The sequence below is a fragment of the Algibacter lectus genome, assembly GCF_900112395.1.
GTDB lineage: Bacteria > Bacteroidota > Bacteroidia > Flavobacteriales > Flavobacteriaceae > Algibacter > Algibacter lectus.
The window spans coordinates 307,554-327,510 of sequence record NZ_FOLN01000002.1 but is presented as its reverse complement, the minus strand read 5'-3'; the positions used below and the strand labels follow the sequence as shown (position 1 = coordinate 327,510).

General features: G+C 33.1%; 23 protein-coding genes. 14 read left to right on the top strand and 9 right to left on the bottom strand.

What is annotated here, in order from left to right:
- Positions 1 to 46 precede the first annotated feature (46 nt).
- The 4 genes from BM246_RS04510 (at position 47) to BM246_RS04495 (ending at position 2,660) form a co-directional block, all read left to right on the top strand.
- Positions 47 to 505 carry an Lrp/AsnC family transcriptional regulator gene (locus BM246_RS04510; RefSeq protein WP_074936062.1) on the top strand — a complete coding sequence of 153 codons (459 nt, stop codon included), beginning with the start codon at positions 47 to 49 and terminating at the stop codon, positions 503 to 505.
- A gap of 142 nt (positions 506 to 647) precedes the next feature.
- Positions 648 to 1,169 carry a hypothetical protein gene (locus tag BM246_RS04505; RefSeq protein WP_074936060.1) on the top strand — a complete coding sequence of 174 codons (522 nt, stop codon included), beginning with the start codon at positions 648 to 650 and terminating at the stop codon, positions 1,167 to 1,169.
- 10 nt (positions 1,170 to 1,179) lie between these two features.
- Positions 1,180 to 1,884 (top strand): hypothetical protein, encoded by a 705-nt coding sequence (locus BM246_RS04500; RefSeq protein ID WP_074936438.1) that lies wholly within the window; start codon positions 1,180 to 1,182, stop codon positions 1,882 to 1,884.
- Positions 1,860 to 2,660, top strand: coding sequence for a sensor histidine kinase (locus BM246_RS04495; RefSeq protein WP_074936059.1), 801 nt, complete (start codon positions 1,860 to 1,862; stop codon positions 2,658 to 2,660). Before BM246_RS04500 ends, BM246_RS04495 begins: the two co-directional genes overlap by 25 nt.
- 27 nt (positions 2,661 to 2,687) lie before the next feature.
- Here the strand turns inward: BM246_RS04495 and BM246_RS04490 are convergent, their stop codons facing one another.
- From BM246_RS04490 to BM246_RS04475, 4 genes are all read right to left on the bottom strand, one after another.
- Positions 2,688 to 4,058: an aldehyde dehydrogenase gene (locus BM246_RS04490; RefSeq protein ID WP_074936436.1), complete on the bottom strand. Its 1,371-nt coding sequence runs from the start codon at positions 4,056 to 4,058 to the stop codon at positions 2,688 to 2,690.
- 69 nt (positions 4,059 to 4,127) lie between these two features.
- Complete coding sequence (locus tag BM246_RS04485; protein ID WP_074936057.1) at positions 4,128 to 4,829, bottom strand: RluA family pseudouridine synthase; 702 nt, start codon at positions 4,827 to 4,829, stop codon at positions 4,128 to 4,130.
- A 59-nt stretch (positions 4,830 to 4,888) separates the two neighbouring features.
- On the bottom strand, positions 4,889 to 5,707 hold the full coding sequence (gene panB / locus BM246_RS04480; RefSeq protein WP_042494940.1) for a 3-methyl-2-oxobutanoate hydroxymethyltransferase: 819 nt from the start codon (positions 5,705 to 5,707) through the stop codon (positions 4,889 to 4,891).
- Between the two features lie 188 nt (positions 5,708 to 5,895).
- Complete coding sequence (locus BM246_RS04475; protein ID WP_042506973.1) at positions 5,896 to 6,555, bottom strand: endonuclease III domain-containing protein; 660 nt, start codon at positions 6,553 to 6,555, stop codon at positions 5,896 to 5,898.
- 37 nt (positions 6,556 to 6,592) lie between these two features.
- Between BM246_RS04475 and bcp the strand changes: the two genes are divergently transcribed.
- Entirely contained in the window at positions 6,593 to 7,045 is a 453-nt protein-coding gene (gene bcp, locus BM246_RS04470; protein ID WP_074936055.1) for a thioredoxin-dependent thiol peroxidase, read from the top strand.
- A gap of 71 nt (positions 7,046 to 7,116) precedes the next feature.
- Here bcp and BM246_RS04465 read toward each other — a convergent pair whose 3' ends face one another.
- Positions 7,117 to 8,580 (bottom strand): nicotinate-nucleotide adenylyltransferase, encoded by a 1,464-nt coding sequence (locus BM246_RS04465; RefSeq protein WP_074936053.1) that lies wholly within the window; start codon positions 8,578 to 8,580, stop codon positions 7,117 to 7,119.
- Positions 8,581 to 8,672: 92 nt separating this feature from the next.
- Here BM246_RS04465 and BM246_RS04460 point away from each other — a divergent pair, with 92 nt between their 5' ends.
- Positions 8,673 to 9,434, top strand: coding sequence for an MBL fold metallo-hydrolase (locus tag BM246_RS04460; protein WP_042506965.1), 762 nt, complete (start codon positions 8,673 to 8,675; stop codon positions 9,432 to 9,434).
- A gap of 9 nt (positions 9,435 to 9,443) precedes the next feature.
- Positions 9,444 to 9,944 carry a hydrolase gene (locus BM246_RS04455; RefSeq protein WP_074936051.1) on the top strand — a complete coding sequence of 167 codons (501 nt, stop codon included), beginning with the start codon at positions 9,444 to 9,446 and terminating at the stop codon, positions 9,942 to 9,944.
- 1 nt (position 9,945) lies between these two features.
- Here the strand turns inward: BM246_RS04455 and BM246_RS04450 are convergent, their stop codons facing one another.
- A complete protein-coding gene (locus BM246_RS04450; protein ID WP_042494946.1) occupies positions 9,946 to 10,314 on the bottom strand; it encodes a hypothetical protein in 369 nt (122 codons plus the stop codon).
- Positions 10,315 to 10,341: 27 nt separating this feature from the next.
- Positions 10,342 to 10,746 carry a helix-turn-helix domain-containing protein gene (locus tag BM246_RS04445; RefSeq protein ID WP_042494948.1) on the bottom strand — a complete coding sequence of 135 codons (405 nt, stop codon included), beginning with the start codon at positions 10,744 to 10,746 and terminating at the stop codon, positions 10,342 to 10,344.
- Positions 10,747 to 11,028: 282 nt separating this feature from the next.
- Here BM246_RS04445 and BM246_RS04440 point away from each other — a divergent pair, with 282 nt between their 5' ends.
- The 7 genes from BM246_RS04440 (at position 11,029) to BM246_RS04410 (ending at position 18,380) form a co-directional block, all read left to right on the top strand.
- Entirely contained in the window at positions 11,029 to 12,186 is a 1,158-nt protein-coding gene (locus BM246_RS04440; RefSeq protein WP_074936049.1) for a M14 family zinc carboxypeptidase, read from the top strand.
- Between the two features lie 70 nt (positions 12,187 to 12,256).
- Positions 12,257 to 12,736 carry an Lrp/AsnC family transcriptional regulator gene (locus BM246_RS04435; protein WP_042494949.1) on the top strand — a complete coding sequence of 160 codons (480 nt, stop codon included), beginning with the start codon at positions 12,257 to 12,259 and terminating at the stop codon, positions 12,734 to 12,736.
- 182 nt (positions 12,737 to 12,918) lie between these two features.
- The gene (locus BM246_RS04430) at positions 12,919 to 14,367 is read left to right on the top strand and encodes an MBOAT family O-acyltransferase (protein WP_074936047.1); all 1,449 of its coding nucleotides are present in this window, start codon (positions 12,919 to 12,921) and stop codon (positions 14,365 to 14,367) included.
- Positions 14,368 to 14,372: 5 nt separating this feature from the next.
- Entirely contained in the window at positions 14,373 to 15,338 is a 966-nt protein-coding gene (locus tag BM246_RS04425; RefSeq protein WP_074936046.1) for a hypothetical protein, read from the top strand.
- 322 nt (positions 15,339 to 15,660) lie between these two features.
- Entirely contained in the window at positions 15,661 to 16,632 is a 972-nt protein-coding gene (locus BM246_RS04420) for an ATP-grasp domain-containing protein (protein WP_074936044.1), read from the top strand.
- Positions 16,616 to 17,320 carry an HAD family hydrolase gene (locus BM246_RS04415; protein WP_074936042.1) on the top strand — a complete coding sequence of 235 codons (705 nt, stop codon included), beginning with the start codon at positions 16,616 to 16,618 and terminating at the stop codon, positions 17,318 to 17,320. Before BM246_RS04420 ends, BM246_RS04415 begins: the two co-directional genes overlap by 17 nt.
- Positions 17,304 to 18,380: a GNAT family N-acetyltransferase gene (locus BM246_RS04410; RefSeq protein ID WP_074936040.1), complete on the top strand. Its 1,077-nt coding sequence runs from the start codon at positions 17,304 to 17,306 to the stop codon at positions 18,378 to 18,380. The genes BM246_RS04415 and BM246_RS04410 overlap by 17 nt, the downstream gene beginning before the upstream one ends.
- 40 nt (positions 18,381 to 18,420) lie before the next feature.
- Here BM246_RS04410 and BM246_RS04405 read toward each other — a convergent pair whose 3' ends face one another.
- Complete coding sequence (locus BM246_RS04405; RefSeq protein WP_074936038.1) at positions 18,421 to 19,128, bottom strand: acetyltransferase; 708 nt, start codon at positions 19,126 to 19,128, stop codon at positions 18,421 to 18,423.
- A 124-nt stretch (positions 19,129 to 19,252) separates the two neighbouring features.
- Positions 19,253 to 19,861: a sugar transferase gene (locus BM246_RS04400; RefSeq protein ID WP_042506759.1), complete on the bottom strand. Its 609-nt coding sequence runs from the start codon at positions 19,859 to 19,861 to the stop codon at positions 19,253 to 19,255.
- Positions 19,862 to 19,957: the final 96 nt, after the last annotated feature.

The window sequence follows — 19,957 nt, the reverse complement described above, 5'->3', positions numbered from 1 at the left end:
CAGTACATTGTTGTTTAAACCTTGTTTTTAAGAAATATTTTCGATTATGATTTTTGATGCTACCGATAAAAAACTGCTAGAGTACCTGCAAACAGACAGTAAACAAACCAATAAGGCGCTTGCTAATAAATTAAACCTATCGGTAACAGCGGTTTACGAGCGTATTAAAAAACTAGAAAAAGCGGGTTTTATATCGGGTTATATTGCTTTAGTAAATAAAAGTAAAATTGAACGCGATTTTGTAGTGTTTTGCCATGTAAAACTCGTGCAGCACAGTCAAGATTATGTGGTAAAGTTTGAAAAAGAAGTGGCTAAGCTGCACGAAGTGCTAGAGTGTTACCATTTAAGTGGTGAGTACGACTATTTACTTAAGGTTGTCGTTAAAGATATGATGGCCTTTAGAGCCTTTATGGTAGAGAAGTTAACTTCCATAAATCATATAGGAAGTACGCATAGTATGTTTGTTATTAATGAAGTGAAATATACTACAGCGATTAATTTTTAGCCGAAAATTTTATTATTTAAGCTAATATTTAAGGTTTTTCATACGGAAAACTACTTTATTTTCTAATTGTGTTCAACTAATTTAAGATGGATAAATCTTTTTACTACATTAGCGAAAACCTAACCATTTTAACCAAATATTTATGAAGAATTTAGTGTACATTATTTTAGGCTTTGTTATAGGAGCTGCATTAACTTATTATTTTTGTCCAAGGCCATTAGAAGGTACTGTGGTAGAAATTGATAACCCAACCGGAACCATTACAATTCTAGAAGCTACAGAATTAAGTGCGAATTGGGAGAAAAACAACCCAAAAGAAATAGACTCTACAATAGAGTTAGACGATAATTCTAAAAGAAAGCCCATGCGTTCTGTAATGTGGAGCTTAAAAAACATTGAAGATTATATCGCTTTCGCTGAAAAAGAATCGGACAGTGTAGGCTATACCATGACGGGTTTACGCGTATACTTGGGTAATTACGGAAAAAACGGAAAACCTGGTAAGAAAAACAGAAATACCATGTTTATTGTACCAACTGGGCACAAAAAAACAGATAAAGCAAGTAGTTTAAATGTTTCATTTTTTGGAGATGCAGATGACGATATCCCAGTGGACCCCTTGAATGATGGTAATGGGGGTGAAGTTGGGTACCCTCCCAAATAAAAAAAACATCTTGAACGAATTTTTATTAGCATATAAAGCGCTAATTACAACTGGTGTGGAAATTTTAGCAGCTGTTACAGGTTTATACTTTTTTAAAAAGTATAAACCTACAGTTGCTAAGTTTTTTATATACTTTTTGGTGTATTTAACGTTTTGTGATTTTATTGCACTTTATCCTCTCTGTATTAAAGATGGAGGATTGTTTAGCCTTTTACAAGGCACTGTCTTTGTTAAAAATTATTGGTGGAGTACTTTGTATTGGAAAATTGGGGCTATTATGTTTTTTGCATTTTATTATCATAGAGTTTTGAAAACGGATGTTTTAAAAAAAATGGTTAAAATAGCTGCTTTTAGTTTTTTGTTGTTTTCAATAGGGTATATTGCTTTTAATTGGGACGATTATTTTGTTATGTTTTTTCCTTCTATCAATGTTTTTGGGGCTTTTATTATTTTTTTATGTACGGTTTGCTATTTTATAGAGGTATTGAAAAGTGATAAAATACTCACCTTTTATAAATCGCTAAATTTCTATATTAGTTTTGCTATTTTTATTTGGTGGCTAATTATTACACCTTTGGTGTTTTACGATGTGTATATGAGTGGGTTAGATTGGAATTTTATCTTTTTAAGATGGCAAATTTATTTAATTGCTAATGTTACTATGTATTTAACTTTTACCTTTGCTTTAATATGGTGCAAACCGGAGAACGATTAGCGAGTACGGCTTCCGAGAGATATTTATTAATTTATATGGTTGCCGTTTTGGTAATTATCACGGCTTTAGTGGTGGTGTTTTTTGTGGTGTTTTTAAAGCGAAAAAACAAATTGCTCGAAGAACGTATAAAGCAGCAACAGGCTTTTGAGTCGGAAATTGCACGTGCGCAAACAGAAACGCAAGAGCAAACCTTAAAGAATATAGGTTGGGAGCTGCACGATAATGTTGGGCAGTTATTATCTTTTGCAAGTATGCAATTAAGTATTTTAAAAATGCAAGTAGATGCCGATGTGCGTGATAAATTTAAAGATACTACTGCTGCAATAAGTGAGAGCTTATCAGAGGTACGAGCGCTTTCTAAAACTCTAAATAATGAAGTGGTTTTAAATATTGGTTTCGAGAAATCGATTTCTAATGAGTTAAACCGACTTAATAAACTAAAGTTCGCTTCCGCGGAATTAAAAGTTATTGGAGACAAGATTGAGTTTGAAGATAGAAAGCACGAAATTATTATATTTAGAATTATTCAGGAGTTTTTATCTAATACCGTGAAATATTCTCAAGCCGAGAACTTAAATGTTGTTTTAGAATACACCGATAAAAATTTAAAAATCACAGCTAAAGATGATGGTGTAGGCTTTAATATGGATACCGTAGAGAAAGGTTCTGGCTTAATTAATATGCGTAGTCGTGCTAATTTAATTGGCGCCGCTTTTAGTTTAGAATCGCAACCTGAGCATGGTGTAACCTTAATTTTAAATTACCCGTTGCTGTAATATTTCTCGTTTTATTTTCTTTTAATTTTATGTAAAGTATTTAAAAAATAACTTTAGCCATTTAAGTTTGCCTTGGTATGGCGCATAGCGCACCGGCGGATCTATCCAGTTTTTACGATTTACAATGGCTTTATGGTGCGAAAATGTATCGAAACCAAACTTACCATGGTAATTTCCCATGCCGCTAAAACCAACGCCTCCAAAGGGGAGTTTATCGTTTCCGAAATGCATAAGCGTATCGTTTATTACGCCGCCACCAAAACTAAACCTTTCAATTAATCCTTTAGAAAAGGCTTTGCTGTTCGAGAATACGTAAAAGGCAAGTGGTTTTTCATATTTAGAAATTACAGATTCAATATCTTGTTCGGTTTCAAAAGTAAGTATCGGTAAAATAGGTCCAAAAATTTCTTCTTGCATTACAGGGCTATCCAAATCGGGATTATCTAGTAGTGTAGGTGCTATGTAGCACGTGGTTTCATCTATTTCTCCACCAAAACTAATGGTTTCTTGGTTTAGCATATTTGCCAAACGCTGGGTGTTTTTCCGGTTTATAATTCTAGGAAAATCTTCCGAAGCTTTAATATCGTTGCCGTAAGCTTGTTTTATTTCTTCAATTAAAGCCTTTGTAAAATCTGCCTTTATCTGTTTTTTAACTAAAATATAATCTGGTGCAATACAGGTTTGTCCAGCATTTAAAAATTTGCCCCAAACGACGCGTTTGGCGGTAAGTTTCAAATCTACAGTATCATCTATAATGCATGGTGATTTTCCGCCTAATTCTAAAGTAACTGGTGTAAGGTGTTTTGCGGCGGCCTGAGCTATAATTTTTCCAACGGAAACACTTCCTGTAAAGAAAATATAATCCCAACGTTGGTTTAGTAGGGCTGTGGCAACATCTACGCCGCCTTCTATGCTAGTTACTAATCCCTCAGGAAACACATTTTTTACTAGGTTAGAAATAAGTCTCGAAGTATTTTCGGTAAGTTCACTTGGTTTTAAAACTACAGTATTTCCTGCTGCAATGGCTAGTATTAGAGGTTCTAAAGCTAAAATAAACGGGTAATTCCAGGGTGAAATAATTAAAACGCTACCATAAGGTTCTTTGTAAATAAAACTGCTTGCCGGAAATAGGAGCAGGCTACTAGATACGCGTTGTGGTTTTGCCCATTTTTTTAGCTTTTTAATCACCAAATTTAATTGAGACATTACCATGCTGTATTCGCTTAGGTAAGTTTCAAATTCCGATTTTTTAAAGTCTAATTTTAGGGCGTTAAAAACCGCTTGCTCGTTAGCTTCTAATTCTTCTTTTAAAGCTTTTAATATTGAAATTCGAAACGCAACAGATTTTGTTTTTCCAGATTTAAAATACTCTTTTTGCTTGACGATAATTTCAGGAATAGCTTTCAAATGGCGAGAGGTTTTTAGTTGAAGTTAAAAGGTATTTTTAAAAATGGTAACATTTTGATTTTAAGCAGTGCATGCATCCCAAATTGGATCTTTAGGTAAAGGTGCTGTAACTTGAATAGGTTCTTTTTTTACAGGGTGAATAAATCTTAAATGTCGCGCATGTAAATGGATGCTTGCGTCTTTATTACTTCTATCAAAACCGTATTTTAAGTCGCCTTTTATTTGGCAACCAATAGTTGATAATTGCGAGCGTATTTGATGATGTCTGCCTGTTTCTAAATTGATTTCTAACAGGATATAACGGTCTAATTTCTTTAGCGTTTTGTAATGAAGAATGGCTTTTTTGCTCTCATTCACTTCTTTATTATGCGCGTAAGATTTGTTATTTTTAGGGTTCTTTTTTAGCCAATGCGTAAGCGTGTCTGCGTTTTTCGGTGGCGCATTTTTCACTACAGCCCAATAGGTTTTTTTAGCTTCCTTATCGGCAAAAAGCTTGTTTAACCGCGGTAGGGCTTTGCTGGTTTTAGAAAACACAATAATTCCCGTAGTTGGCCTATCTAACCTATGGACAACGCCTAAATAGACGTTGCCTGGTTTGTTATATTTTTGAGCAATATATTCCTTAACAACTTCGCTTAGCGGTTTGTCGCCGGTTTTATCGCCTTGTACAATATCTCCGGCGCGTTTATTGACGATAATAATGTGATTATCTTCAAAAATGACCTGAAGGTTGTCTTTATTTGATAGTATTTTGCTAGACATTTATAAAATGCACGGGTTTATGCTTAATGTTTTAGATGAAATTTAAATGAAACAAACAATTAGTATTGTTCGCTTTCATTTGGGAAATCACTCGATTTTACATCTTCTACGTATTGAGATAGTGCGCCCGTCATGTCTTCATATAAATTTAAATAACGACGTAAAAATCTTGGGTGGAATTCGTGCGTCATACCAATCATATCATGTAAAACTAAAACCTGACCATCAACACCGTTTCCTGCGCCAATACCTATAATAGGAATGTTTACGCTTTCGGCTACTTTTTTAGCTAAAGCTGCAGGTATTTTTTCTAATACAATAGCAAAACAGCCTACTTTCTCTAGCATTTTTGCATCTTCGATTAAATCTTCTGCTTCTTTTTCTTCTTTAGCTCTAACGGTGTAAGTTCCGAATTTATAGATAGATTGCGGTGTTAAACCTAGGTGGCCCATTACTGGGATTCCTGCATTTAAAATGCGCTTAATAGACTCTTTAATTTCACGACCACCTTCTAGTTTTACTGAATGTGCACCACTTTCTTTCATGATTCTAATTGCAGAACGCAACGCCTCTTTTGGGTCACTTTGGTAGCTTCCGAAAGGTAAATCTACTACAACAAGTGCGCGATGTACGGCGCGAATTACAGATGATGCATGGTAAATCATTTGGTCTAAAGTAATTGGTAGCGTGGTTTCGTGACCTGCCATAACATTACTTGCAGAATCACCTACTAAAATTACGTCTACACCAGCGCCATCTACAATTTTGGCCATAGTATAATCGTAAGCGGTTAGCATTGATATTTTTTCGCCATTGGCTTTCATGTCAATCAATGTTTTTACCGTAATTCTTTTGTATTCTTTTTTTGCTGTAGACATTATATTTTATGTTTTATTTTATTAATAGGATGTTTTGCGAAGGCGTATGCTTTTAAATTTTCAACAGAAATAATATATAGGAAACGCTTCGCTTTAGTGAATGCTGTTTAGTTTGGTGTTGGTTTGTAAAAATACTAAATAAGTTTTATCAAACTTAATGTTTACTTAAGTTCTTTAAAGGTGCAGTGCTAGGCTTTCTTTTTACTGTAATATTCATTAAGAACCGACTGTCTGCCAATGGTTTTGGTAATAATGTCTTTTTCTAAATCCCAACCTCGTGCTGGAGAATATTGGCGTCCGTACCAAATAATTTGTAAATGGAGGTCGTTCCAAAGTTCTTCTGGAAATAGACGTTTGGCATCTTTTTCGGTTTGTACTACGTTTTTTCCGTTGGTTAAATTCCAGCGATACATTAATCTGTGAATGTGTGTATCTACAGGGAATGCCGGAATTCCAAAGGCTTGAGATAATACTACAGCAGCGGTTTTGTGGCCTACGGCTGGTAGTTCTTCTAAAGCTTCGTACGTTTTTGGGACTTCGCCATTGTATTTATCGATTAATATTTGCGATAAACCGTGAATACCTTTGCTTTTCATAGGTGATAGACCAACGGGTTTTATAATCTCGCGGATATCTTCTACGGTAAGTTTAACCATATCATAAGGGTTGTCGGCTTGCTCAAATAATAGAGGTGTAATTTTATTGACACGCACATCGGTACTTTGTGCAGACATTAACACGGCAATAAGTAGTGTGTAAGGATCTTTATGGTCTAAAGGAATTGGTATTTCTGGGTAAAGTTTATAAAGTGTATTAATAACAAAGTTTACCTTTTCTTGTTTAGTCATAAATTGTACTTTTGTTTTAGAAACCAAAGTTAATACTATGAACACACTAAAACAAGGTGATGCCGTTCCTAATTTTTCGGCATTAGATGAACAAGGAAATACCATTTCGTTAAGCGATTATAAAGGGCAGAAGCTAGTCGTGTTTTTTTACCCAAAGGCAAGCACGCCAGGTTGTACGGTAGAAGCTTGTAATTTGAGAGATAATTATGAGGTTTTAAAAGAAAAAGGTTATGCTTTATTGGGTGTAAGTGCAGATTCTGCTAAACGCCAATCTAATTTTAAAAATAAACACGAATTTCCATTTCCGTTATTAGCTGATGAGGATAAAACGGTAATTAACGCTTTTGGTGTTTGGGGACCAAAAAAGTTTATGGGTCGCGTTTACGACGGTATCCATAGAATGACTTTTTTAATTGATGAAAATGGTGTTGTAGAGCGCGTAATTGAAAAAGTAAAAACTAAAGATCATGCAGCTCAAATTTTAGAGTAAACGCTAAAATTAGAAATAAAAAAACGGCTATATTATTGAAATATAGCCGTTTTTGTGTTTTATGTAAAGTGTTACTTTCTTTTTCTGCTTAGCGTTAAAGGGCGTCTGGTGTAACCAAATAAACGGTATTCTTTAATTAAATCTTCGGTGCCTTCTGGAACCATAGATTCCCAGCCTGGCTCTCCGTTTGCTATTTTATTTAAGATTTCTCTCGAGAAAATATTCATGATAGATTCATCGTAATCTTCAATATCAATAACTTTTCCGTTGTATTTAAAGAATTTGTAAAGCTCCTTCATTCGTGGATAAACTTTTAAGTTTTCACTTGTAATAAGTTCTCCCGTTGCAGGATCTTTCATTGGGTATAAGTAAACTTTTAAATCTTTAAAGAATAACTTTCCGAAGGCTTCTAAAATACCACCACTAATATGTCTGTAATATTTCTCGTCGAAAATATCAACCAAATTACTAACACCCATAGCGAGACCCATTCTTGCTTTGGTGTAGTTAGAGAAGTATTCTACAACTTTAAAGTATTCCTGGAAGTTGGATATCATAACTGATTGTCCAAGAGAACATAGTAAATCTGCGCGATCTATAAAGTCTTGTTCATCAATTTCACCTTCTGCTCTTAAATTAGATAGAGTAATTTCGAAAACTACAACCGTTTTATCTTCATCTACCTTGTTTTCTTTAATGAACATTTTGTATGATTTCTCATACATGGCCATGTTCACTTTAGTTACCGGTCTAAAGCTTCCGCGTAGCGCTAAAATGTTTTTCTTGTAGAATACACGAGCAGGAAGTACGTTTGTACCATCTGGTCCGAACATTACTGCATCGGTCATGCCGTTCTTTACAAGTTGTAAACTCATTAAACGGTTGTCTATATTTTTAAATACAGGTCCCGAAAAGTTTATGGTGTCTATTTCTATTTGATCTTTATCTAGGTGATCGTATAGATAACGTAGTAATTTTTTAGGTTCGTTGTATTTGTAAAACGCGCCGTAAATTAAGTTGGTTCCTAGAACACCAAGTGTTTCTTGTTGTAAACGTGCATCGGTTTCTTTAAAACGGAGGTGTAAAATAATTTCGTTGTATTCGCCAGTGGCTTCAACTTGGTATTTAATACCTACCCAACCATGACCTTTGAATTGCTTAGCAAAATCAATGGTTGCTACGGTGTTAGCGTATGTAAAAAATATTTTATTCGGATTTTTTTCACGAGTTAAACGATTTTCCATGAGGTCCATTTCATGGGTAAGCATTTTGCGTAAACGTGCTTCTGTTACGTAACGCCCATCGTCTTCAACACCGTAAATGGCATCACTAAAATCCTTATCGTAAGCGGACATTGCTTTAGCTATAGTACCTGAGGCACCACCAGCTCTAAAAAAATGACGACAAGTTTCTTGTCCTGCGCCAATTTCGGCAAATGTTCCGTAAATGTTTTCGTTTAAGTTAATCCGTAGAGCTTTAGATTTTAACGAGGGAATATCATTAAACTCTTTATCGCCTTTAATGGTAATATCCATATATTATATAGGTTAGGTCCGTACTGACAAAGGTATTAAATAAGTATGCTAAACAAAAAAATAAGTTTATTTTTGTTTCAAAATTCACACTTTTGAAAATCACTTTTCTCGGTACAGGCACATCGCAAGGTATTCCAATAATAGGGAGTAAGCACCCAGTTTGTTTAAGTAATAATAAAAAAGACAAGCGTTTACGTGTTTCTGTTTTAGTAGAATGGAATGGGTTTACGTGTGTTGTAGATTGCGGGCCAGATTTTAGATATCAAATGCTGCGGTCGGGTTGTGAAAAAATTGACGCTATTGTGTTTACGCACGAACATTCTGACCATGTGATGGGGTTTGATGATATTCGTCCTTTTTATTTTAGACAAGGCGATATTCCTATTTATGCGCATCAGCGGGTTTTAGATTCTCTAAAGCAACGTTTCGATTATGTGTTTAAAACAGAAAATCGATATCCTGGCGCGGCGGCTGTTACGGTAAACGAAATTGAAAATAAGCCTTTTAGTCTTGGAGGTTTAGAGGTTGTGCCCGTAAATGGAACGCATGGCGGTTTGCAAGTTTTTGGATTTAGGTTTAAAGATTTTGCTTACCTCACCGATATGAAGCGTGTAGAAGCTGTTGAAATTGAAAAAATTAAAAATGTAAAGATTTTAGTGGTGAACACGTTGCGTATTGAACCACATCACTCGCATTTTAACTTAGAGGAAGCTTTAGCTTTTATAGAAAAAGTAAATCCTGAAAAAGCATATTTAACGCATATTAGTCATTTATTAGGTTTTCATGACGAGGTTGAAAAAACGCTTCCTGAAAATGTGTTTTTGGCTTATGATGAATTAGAATTAAATTTATAAAATTACCCCATGACGAAAAAGATTTTCATGTATTTGTTTGTGTTTGCGATGTTGCTTGTATTGTTTCAATACGTTAACGCGAAACGTGTTTTTGAGGATATGAATAATAAACTCGGCAAGCAAAAAGCGCAAGTTGAAAAGTATAAAGATTCTGTTTTGGTGTTGAATACTGAAATTTCAAATTTGTCGTATTTCAATTTAGAACGTAATGAAGATGCTTTGAGTTATTTTGAGCGTGATGGATTTAATGTTGAGGAATTAATTCCGTTTATAAAAGATGAACTTTATGCTTTGAATGAAGTGAAGGGTGAGCATCCGTTAATTCCTTATGCATCTAGCGAAGGACGACGTATGTTAATTAATAAAGTAAAAATGCTAAACCATAAGTGGATTATTGCTGATTTCTCGGATGGTGAATTCTGGGGTGAGCTTTTTATAACGTATCGCGTTACTGAAGAAAAAGAACTCAAGTTTAATTTAGTAGAGTCGTTTTTATATCCATTGCCATAGATTATTCTTCTCTATAAGCAATTCCTTTTTGTTTTTTAGTTTCTCCAACGTACGAGTATTCATAAGTGTAAGATGAATCGGTAGTTGTTAGTATCTTTAAGTGAATATCTTTTTGTTCTGCCATATTCTTTGGGTTTATGGTTTTAAAGATCACCTCGCAGTCGTTAATCCATCTTAGTTGCGACGAATCTGTTTTACCGTCATAGACTTCCACTTGTAGTGTTTCACTGCGTTTAAACCTCGATTTGTAGATTACATCATCAATAGTGACTTCGCTATAGAATGCGCCCGTTTTAAAATCTTTGCATTCGCGAGCAGACTCGTAACAGTTAAAAAGAAAAAGCACAGGTAAAAGGTATAGAAATCTCATAGGTATATCTTGAAATGCAAAATTACTTTAATTCTGATAGTTTTTAAAACTTCCATCGGAATAAAAAATAACAATACGCTCAATTGTTTTATCGCTATCTACTTGAAGATTTAAACTATTCTGGATGCTTTCGGTTTTAGGAGGGTTTGGAATGGCGGTATTTTGAGGTGGAGTTGGTGTATTAATTTCTTGAGCTGTTTTTTGTTGAGCAGGAAATTCACCCTTGCCATTCATTAACCAATACAATTCTACTTCCGGAAAAGCGGTAAGGGTTTTTAGAACAAATTCTAAACTCGGCTTATTTCTGCCAGACAATATATGTGAAATGCTAGAGCGTTGCACACTAATTTTTTCAGCGAAAGAAGAGGCAGATTCTCCGTAGTATTCCATCACTTTTTGGAGTCTTTTAATGAAAGCTTCGCTGTTTATCATTGTAAATTCGGGTTTCTAATGTTTGGTGTTACAAATGTAATAATTATATGTTAATTGGTAACATTAAATGTGTTAAAACTGCTGGTAACGTATAAGTTAAACTTTAAATGTTTATGTGTATTTATCTGAAAATAAGCTATTTAGTTAGTTTTTTATGAATACATTGGTTTTTATATGTAATCGCAGGTTGGAATTGTATACGAATGTAAACAAATGTATTGATTTTTAGTGTTTACAATTGTAAATTAGTAATTGTTTACATTTGTATCATAAATAAAACACATGAAATTAGAAGTTATAAAATCCTTGTTTTTAAAACACAAAGAATTGCGTTTATCACATCGTTATATCACCAACAATCATATTAAACCACTTTTAGAAAACCTAGAAAAAGAGATCGCTATTGAAGTGATTGGAGCCTCTGTTTTGGATGAATCTATTTATGGACTAAAAATTGGGCAAGGTGAAAAACGCATCTTAATGTGGTCGCAAATGCACGGAAACGAATCGACAACAACCAAAGCTATTTTTGATTTATTAAACAGCTTATTGGATAAGGATTCTAACTTAAACCACATTTTAGAAAACTGTACCTTATATATAATACCTATTTTAAATCCTGATGGCGCTAACGCTTATACTCGTATAAATGCCAATCAGGTCGATTTAAATAGAGATGCACAAAACCTTACGCAACCAGAAAGTAAGGTGTTACGCGACGTATTTACTAAGTTTAAACCACATTTTTGCTATAATTTGCACGGGCAGCGTACTATTTTTAGTGCCGGAAACACAAATAAGTTAGCTAGCGTATCGTTTTTAGCGCCTGCACAAGATCAGGCTTGTACGGTAACACCTAATAGAAAACGCGCTATGGAGGTGATTGCTGTAATGGACAAAGCTTTACAAGCTATAATACCAAATGGAGTAGGTGTTTATGATGATGCTTTTAACTTAAACTGTGTTGGTGATACGTTTCAATGTGAAAATGTGCCAACTATTTTGTTTGAAGCGGGACATTGTAAGGATGATTACGGTCGTGAGGTGACTCGTGAGTTGATTTACACTTCTTACTTAGCGTCTTTAGATTACATTGCTAAAAAGGACGTTACTGGCGATAAGTACGAGGCTTATTTTAATATTCCTGAGAACGGAAAGTGTTTTTATGATATTATTATAAGAAACGTAAAAGCCGAAAACGCTTCCGAAGAAAAAAGTATAGATATTGGTATTCTATATCAAGAGAAATTAGTTGATAACCGAATTGAATTTTTACCAAAAGTTGATAAAATTGAAAACTTAAACAACTTTTATGGGCATAAAGAATTTGATGCTAAAGGTTTAGCTGTGTTAGATGAGGAAGGAATTGATATACAAGTTGGTTACGAAAACGTTTTCGTAATAATTAATAACCAAAAAATATCATTATTAATGAAATAAAGCGCAGTTAAAGTGTGTAATTATTAACAAAAATGTATTATTTTCGCTTTTTATTTAAGAATAGTTAATTATGGGGAAAATAAAGTTAGACGAAATTGATCACCAAATTCTTGATATGTTAATCGATAACACAAGAATTCCGTTTACAGACATTGCAAAAAAATTATTAATATCTGCAGGTACTGTGCATGTGCGTGTTAAAAAAATGGAGGAAGCAGGAATTATTCGTGGTTCGTCTTTAACATTAGATTATAAAAAACTTGGTTATTCGTTTATTGCTTATGTTGGCGTTTATTTAAACAACACCTCGCAGACTAAATTCGTTTTAGAACGTATAAACGAGATTGCTTATGTTACTGTAGCACACATTACTACAGGAAAATTCAATATTTTCTGTAAAATTAGAGCTAGAAGTACAGAGCATGCGAAAGAAGTTATTTTTATGCTAGATGATATTGAAGGTGTTTATAGAACAGAAACAATGATATCATTAGAAGAAAGTATTAATGATAAAAAACGACTGATGCATTCTATTTTCAGTGATATGTAGGTAACGCATTAAAAAAGATAAATGTTAGCCCTTTCTATTTAAATAGAAAGGGCTTTTTTTATGGAAACGGTTTCTTGTAGCTGATAATAGGTATTTTGTAGAAATATTTTTTGTTTATAATTTTTATGTAGGATATTTACTTTGCTCCTGGTAATACAGAGTAAGCTAACCAAAACCAACCCATGTTATTTAATTCATTTGAATTTTTTGTATTCCTTATTGTTGTCTATTTTCTATACTGGTTTGTCCTTAAGAAAAGCCTAAAAGGGCAAAATATACTCTTGCTTGTTGCTAGTTATTTTTTCTACGGAATCTGGGATTGGCGTTTTCTCTCATTAATTCTGTTAAGCACTATTGTCGATTATATTATTGGTCATAAAATACATGATACCGATGATGATACGCGCAGAAAACGATGGCTCTGGTGTAGTGTTGTGTTTAATATTGGCTTATTAGGTTTCTTTAAATATTATAACTTTTTTATCGATTCTTGGGTAGATTTAGCTTCTAGGCTAGGTTACACCATGAAAAGTACTTGGACGTTAAAAGTGATTCTTCCGGTAGGGATTTCGTTTTATACGTTTCAAACCATGTCGTATTCTTTTGATATTTATTATAGAAAACTTAAGCCAACCAAAAGCTTTCTATCTTTTGCGGCTTTTGTAAGTTTCTTTCCGCAGTTGGTTGCAGGGCCTATAGAGCGTGCTTCAAACTTATTATCTCAAATTTCAAATAAGCGTCATTTTAGTTATGCGCAATCTGTTTCTGGTTTAAAATTAATTCTTTGGGGATTGGTTAAAAAAGTAGTAATAGCAGATGCTCTAGGACCAATTGTCGACGATATTTTCTCTAACTATGGTTCTTATCCAAGTTCAACCTTATTAATAGGTGCGATATTCTTCGGGTTTCAGATTTATGGTGATTTTAGTGGATATTCAGATATTGCTATCGGTACAGCTAAACTGTTTGGTATAGAGCTTATGTCTAACTTTAAATTTCCATATTTCTCAAGAAATATTGCTGAATTTTGGCGTCGTTGGCATATTTCATTATCATCTTGGTTTCAGGCTTATATTTACGTGCCACTTGGAGGGTCTCGAGAAGGGAAATTAAAAACCATTAGAAATGTATTTATTATTTTTCTAGTCAGTGGAATTTGGCATGGTGCGAATTGGACCTTTGTTTTATGGGGATTAGTGCATGCTTTAATATTTATTCCTGTTTTGCTTTTAGGGAATAACACCAAGTATAAAAACACAGTGATAGCGCAAGATAGTATGTTGCCCTCTGTAAAAGAACTCTTGAGTATTTTTGGTGTCTTTTTTATTGTAACCATTGCTTGGATATTTTTTAGGTCGGCATCTATTGGAGATGCTTTTAGTTTTATTAGTGGATTAACAGAGTTTTCTACAGCACCATATTTTCATCCAAATGGTTACAGAATGGCAGATTATTATATTCTGGTTGTACTGTTTTTGTGTTATGAATTTATTATTAGAAGAGATGAGCGCGCACCGTTCAACTTTAAAAACAGGTATGTTCGGTTTTTGGTTTACACCATTATGGTTTTCGCGATGATGTTGTTTTATGATAGTGGTATAGATCGTTCATTTATATATTTCCAATTTTAATCCTTATGAGAAAACTAATATTTAAATCTGGACTCTATTTCGTGCTTATCCTAGTAGCGTTAGAGCTTTTTGTTCGTGTGTTGCACTTAGGAAAAGATAGTCCTGCACGTTATATCGATGAGTTTAATGTTGAAAAATGGGTGCCTAATCAAGGTGGTTATTCGGTAACAGGAAATAGAAGGATGAATTTTGCAGAGTACCATATTAATAACTCGGGTTATAATTCGTATCGTGAATTTAATCCCACATTAGATAAAACAGAAATTGCTTTAGTTGGCGATTCTTTCATTCAAGGCTTTCATCAAGATTATTACGATTCTGTTGGTAAGAAAATTGAAAACCAATTGGATGATGTTGAAGTTTACGAGTATGGTTATGCCGGTTACGACTTTGCAGATCAACTTCATTTAATGCATCAATATAAAGATACCTTTGATAAAATTGATTATGTGGTTTTGGGTATTCGTTTTCGTGACGATTTGTTTCGTGATGAATATAAAGTTATTTACGACCGTATGCGTTTAGAATCTTCTATGTATAAAAATGCTAGAAAAATAAAGCTTTTAGTATATGCACAAGGCATTGGGATTTTAGACCCAGTTAAAAAATTTCCGGGGAAACTTATTTCTTTTTTCAAAAATAGTTCTAAAGTGGTTGTGGAGCCTAAACAAGAAACAGCTCAAGAGATAGAGGAGAAGCAGGCTAAGTATATTAAGAATTTCGAGTCGTTGGTTGAAAAATATGGTTATGATAAATCTAAATACGTACTATTGTTGGATAAGAGTGAAACGCCGCAGGTTTTCTTAACTTACTTAAGAAATCATGGTTTTAAATATATTGATTTTGGAGAGTCGTTAAATAGCTCAAAAACACCACCAACTTTAGTTTTTGATCAACACTGGAATAATCATGGTCGAAATCTAATTGCTGAGTGTATTGTTAATGCGTTTAAAAGATTTTCTGTTAATTAATTGTAGTAAAAAATTTCATAACAAACAAGTTGACCCTGTTAAAAGTATTTTAAAGAATAATTTTGATTCGTTTTTTATTATTGCCCTATATTTACCACATATTAAAAAAAATAGACGGCGTTTTAAGGTAGATATCTGTACTTAAAACGGTTTTAAATTGGGATTAATAAATTAATAAAAGCGTTAAATTAAAAAGTCTAAACCCTGATTTCCCTCGTATATACTTGGGGTCTTGTGTGGAGGCACGTCGCTTATTTATCTTACCGAGATAAGTAGCAAATTTAATTTATTACAAACAAATCATATACAGGTATATTTTATTATGAATATATTAATTACATCAGCAGGAAGACGCGTTTCATTAGTTGAAGCGTTTCAAAAAGAATTAACCGCTGTATTTCCGCAAGGAAAAGTGATGACAACCGATTTTAACATTAAACTATCTGCGGCATGTCAAGTATCAGATCAATCTTTTCAAATGCCATTAGTCAGTGATGCAGGTTATTTCGATCGCCTACTTAAGGTTTGTTTAGATAACGATATAAAATTAGTCATTCCTACTATAGACACCGAATTACTTTTATTAGCTAAAAAGAAAAAACAATTTTTAGATCACGGAATTAAAGTGATTGTTGCTTCTGAAGAGTTTGTTCAAATGTGTCGAGATAAACGTGAAATTCACGTGTTTTTTGAAAATCACAATGTACAAATAGCGAAAGAGTATTCTAAATACGATTATAAGTTACCTATTTTTATTAAGCCTAAAAATGGAAGTAGGAGTATAGATACATATACGATTACCAAGCATGAACAATTAACAAAGTATCATTTTAAAAATGATGATTTAATGTTTTTAAAATATTTAGATCATAATGAATTTGATGAATATACTTGTGATTTGTACTACGATAAAACACATAACTTAAAATGTATTGTTCCTAGAAAACGTATTGAAGTAAGAGATGGTGAAGTTAATAAATGTGTTGCCGAAAAAGGCGCTCTAGTAGATTATCTAAAAGAAAGATTAAGTTTTATTGATGGCGCTATTGGGTGTTTAACAGCTCAGTTCTTCAAGCATAAAGAAACTAATGAAATCTTCGGTATCGAAATAAACGCACGTTTTGGAGGCGGATATCCTTTATCTTATTTTGTTGGTGCTAACTATCCAAAATGGTTAATACAAGAGTATTTACAAGAGGAAGATATTACTATTGAGTATTTTGCCGATTGGGAAGAAAATTTATTAATGCTACGTTACGATAAAGAAGTTTTGGTGCATGACTACAAAGAATAAGATAGTATTTGTATTTGATTTAGATGATACACTGTACAAAGAAATAGATTTTTTAAAATCTGCCTATAGAGAAATATCTCAATATATTTCTGCAAAAAGTGATTTTGAGTCGGAAGCTATTTATGATAAAATGATTACATCTTATTATAATGGTGATAATCCTTTTCAAACGGTTTTAGACTTTGTTCATTCTGAAGAAATTACAATATCTGTATTGCTTGATATTTATAGAAACCACGAACCAAACATCTCTCTAAATGCCTCTCATCAAGAAATTTTAACTTATTTAAAAACGAATGTTTATAAAATAGGTTTAATTACAGACGGCAGAAGTATTCAGCAAAGAAGTAAATTGAAAGCCTTAGGTTTAACTGAGTATTTTGATGATATTATTATTTCTGAAGAGTTTGGATCAGAAAAACCTAATGTTAAAAATTTTAACTTTTATTTAGATAAATACGGCGAAAATTATAAGTACATTTATATTGGTGATAATACTAAAAAAGATTTCATTGCGCCCAACGCTTTAAATTGGATAAGTATCTGTTTAAGAGATAGTGGCGAAAATATACATAAACAAACATTCGATTTAGAAAAAAAATTAAAACCCTTATTTGTTATTAATAGCTTAAAGCAAATTCCAGAAATTTTAAAAAAATTGAATAATTTTAATGAACTTAGTTTATAGGAAAATAAAAAACAAGGAAGATTTAAGCGAATACCTTTCCAAGGTAAATTTATTTAAAGAAATATATCCGTTTTATAAAATTATAGTTGGAAACATAGATGAGTTAAATGACAACCAACTGGGGTATTTTACATTAGAAGAAAATGGTAACATTTTAATTCTAATGCCTTTTAGGTTACGAGAAATAGAGCATAAGGTTGAAGGAGAAACATATTATGATGTGATATCACCTTACGGCTATAGTGGTCCTTTATATAATACAAATACATCGCGAGCTTATTTATTAGATTTTTGGACCCAAGTTGATTTGTGGTACAAGGAACATAATGTGGTTTGTGAATTTATACGCTTCAGTTTAAACAATAATTACCAATTCTATTCTGGTAAATTAGTGCCAACACTATCTAATGTGAAAGGCTATATTATGGCTGATGAAAAAGCACAATGGGATGCGTTTAAACCAAAAGTAAGAAATAATTATAGAAAGGCGGTTTCCAATGGTTTGCGTTTTGAAATTACCCAAGATAGTACGAATTTAGAAGCCGTGGAATGCTTTCATAATGTTTATATTGAAACCATGACGCGTATTGGTGCTACTTCAGAGTACTTTTATTCTTTAGAATATTTTAAAAATATCGTTCAACGAAATAAAGATAATTTTGCCTTAGCTTTTGTTTATAAAGATGATATTGCTATTTCCGTTGAGCTTATCTTGATTTTAAGAACTACCATGTATTCATATCTAGGAGGTACATTAGCAGACTATTTTAATTTCCGACCAAACGATTTCTTGAAAATAGAAGTGATGAATTGGGCGCGTAAAGTTGGGCATGAGTATTATGTTTTGGGTGGTGGAAGAAAAGATGATGATAACTTGTATCATTATAAAAAGACGTTTTTCCCTAATGATGGTGATGTGTTATTTTATACAGGAAGAAAGGTTGTAAATACTAAAGTTTATAAGGCTTTAGACAAAATGGTAAACGGACCAAAAGAAGCGGGTACACCAAAATCAAAAATTTCAAGTAAAACGTACTTTCCTCTTTATAGACAACCTTAAAAGTTGTGATGAAGAAATCACATTGGAAACAGATAGTGCTCTACGACGAAAGATCTTTCTTTTTGTTAAGATAGCCTTCGTTTTCTTGTCGGTCTCTCATTTCTTGAGCAGGGTTGCCGTAAGCAATTTTAAAGCTGTTAATGTCTTTGATAACAGTAGATCCCGCACCAACATGTGTATGTGCGCCAATACTTACACCTCCAATAACGCAAGAACCAATCCCGATAGAGCTGCAGGTTTGTATGGTTACGTGGCCTGCTACATTAACGCCAGGTGCTAAACTAGAAAAAGGTTTCATAACACAGTCATGGCCTAAAGAAGAGGATGTGTTCAAAATACAAAATGCACCAATAGAAGCGTTGGCATTGGCTACGGTACCAGGCATTATGGAAACTCCTTCAGCAATAGAAACATTTTTTCCGATAATAGCATTGGGGTGAATAGCCGAAATATATTTAAAACTTAGTTGTAAGGCTTCGATTTTTAAATGCATTTGACGACGATCAAAATTATCACCAATAGCAATAATGCCTCCAATAATATGGTTTGTCTGTATTAAATCGGGTAAGTTATCTTCAGTTCCTAAAACTTCATAATTAAAAAGTTTGGATCCTATAGGTTTAAAAGAGTCTATTAAACCAAAAATATTATATGCATTTTGCCTTTCGATAATATCGATAATTACGCTGGCATGGCCAGATGCACCTATAACAACGATGTTTGGTTTTTCTGTAGAATGTAATTGCATTTAACTTGAAACTAGCTTTGGGGTTTGTAAAATTTTTACGACTCTAAAATACATGAAATAATATTCTTAAAGCTAGAATAAAGATAAATTTAACGTTCCAATTTAAAAATGAATCAACGTTAGGTTATTCATCTGCACCACCTGTAAATGTGGTCATGTTTAGACCGTCACTACTGTTTATGCCTTGTGGCACAACCAATCGTTTAGCCGTTAAAAGCATGATTTGTAAATCTAGTAAAAATGAAATATTTTCAACATACCAAACATCATAAGTGAATTTTTGATTCCAAGAAATAGAATTACGTCCTTTTACTTGAGCCCAACCTGTAATACCTGGTTTTACATTGTGACGTTTTTTTTGTTCTTCATTGTATAAAGGTAAATAATCGGTTAAAAGTGGACGCGGACCAACTAAACTCATATCGCCTTTAAGCACATTAATGAGCTGAGGAATTTCATCTAAAGAATATTTTCTTATAAAATTTCCAATTTTGGTGACACGCTGATCGAAAGGTAGAAATTCTCCATTTGCATCCTTTTTATCATTCATGGTTTTAAACTTGATAATTTTGAAAACCTTTTCGTTTTTACCAGGACGCTGCTGGTAGAAAAAAGCTTTCCCTTGGTTAGCGATTAATAAGCATACAAAAACTACGAAAAAAATAGGAGCGAGTAGAAGTAAAGCGGTAAGCGCAATTATAAAATCTAAAAATCTTTTAACTATAAAATACATGTAATAGGATTAAAATTAATTGAATAAGTGTTTCTCATTAAACTTAATTCAGGTTCAAAAGTATTGTATTTTTTTAAGGATTTAATTAAAAACACG

Excerpts from the sequence above, each read along its gene's own strand:
- BM246_RS04510 (WP_074936062.1), top strand. The coding sequence starts at position 47 with ATGATTTTTGATGCTACCGATAAAAAACTGCTAGAGTACCTGCAAACA.
- BM246_RS04505 (WP_074936060.1), top strand. The coding sequence starts at position 648 with ATGAAGAATTTAGTGTACATTATTTTAGGCTTTGTTATAGGAGCTGCA.
- BM246_RS04495 (WP_074936059.1), top strand. The coding sequence starts at position 1,860 with ATGGTGCAAACCGGAGAACGATTAGCGAGTACGGCTTCCGAGAGATAT.
- BM246_RS04485 (WP_074936057.1), bottom strand. The coding sequence starts at position 4,829 with ATGTCTAGCAAAATACTATCAAATAAAGACAACCTTCAGGTCATTTTT.
- panB (WP_042494940.1), bottom strand. The coding sequence starts at position 5,707 with ATGTCTACAGCAAAAAAAGAATACAAAAGAATTACGGTAAAAACATTG.
- BM246_RS04475 (WP_042506973.1), bottom strand. The coding sequence starts at position 6,555 with ATGACTAAACAAGAAAAGGTAAACTTTGTTATTAATACACTTTATAAA.
- bcp (WP_074936055.1), top strand. The coding sequence starts at position 6,593 with ATGAACACACTAAAACAAGGTGATGCCGTTCCTAATTTTTCGGCATTA.
- BM246_RS04465 (WP_074936053.1), bottom strand. The coding sequence starts at position 8,580 with ATGGATATTACCATTAAAGGCGATAAAGAGTTTAATGATATTCCCTCG.
- BM246_RS04455 (WP_074936051.1), top strand. The coding sequence starts at position 9,444 with ATGACGAAAAAGATTTTCATGTATTTGTTTGTGTTTGCGATGTTGCTT.
- BM246_RS04450 (WP_042494946.1), bottom strand. The coding sequence starts at position 10,314 with ATGAGATTTCTATACCTTTTACCTGTGCTTTTTCTTTTTAACTGTTAC.
- BM246_RS04445 (WP_042494948.1), bottom strand. The coding sequence starts at position 10,746 with ATGATAAACAGCGAAGCTTTCATTAAAAGACTCCAAAAAGTGATGGAA.
- BM246_RS04440 (WP_074936049.1), top strand. The coding sequence starts at position 11,029 with ATGAAATTAGAAGTTATAAAATCCTTGTTTTTAAAACACAAAGAATTG.
- BM246_RS04435 (WP_042494949.1), top strand. The coding sequence starts at position 12,257 with ATGGGGAAAATAAAGTTAGACGAAATTGATCACCAAATTCTTGATATG.
- BM246_RS04430 (WP_074936047.1), top strand. The coding sequence starts at position 12,919 with ATGTTATTTAATTCATTTGAATTTTTTGTATTCCTTATTGTTGTCTAT.
- BM246_RS04425 (WP_074936046.1), top strand. The coding sequence starts at position 14,373 with ATGAGAAAACTAATATTTAAATCTGGACTCTATTTCGTGCTTATCCTA.
- BM246_RS04420 (WP_074936044.1), top strand. The coding sequence starts at position 15,661 with ATGAATATATTAATTACATCAGCAGGAAGACGCGTTTCATTAGTTGAA.
- BM246_RS04415 (WP_074936042.1), top strand. The coding sequence starts at position 16,616 with ATGACTACAAAGAATAAGATAGTATTTGTATTTGATTTAGATGATACA.
- BM246_RS04410 (WP_074936040.1), top strand. The coding sequence starts at position 17,304 with ATGAACTTAGTTTATAGGAAAATAAAAAACAAGGAAGATTTAAGCGAA.
- BM246_RS04405 (WP_074936038.1), bottom strand. The coding sequence starts at position 19,128 with ATGCAATTACATTCTACAGAAAAACCAAACATCGTTGTTATAGGTGCA.
- BM246_RS04400 (WP_042506759.1), bottom strand. The coding sequence starts at position 19,861 with ATGTATTTTATAGTTAAAAGATTTTTAGATTTTATAATTGCGCTTACC.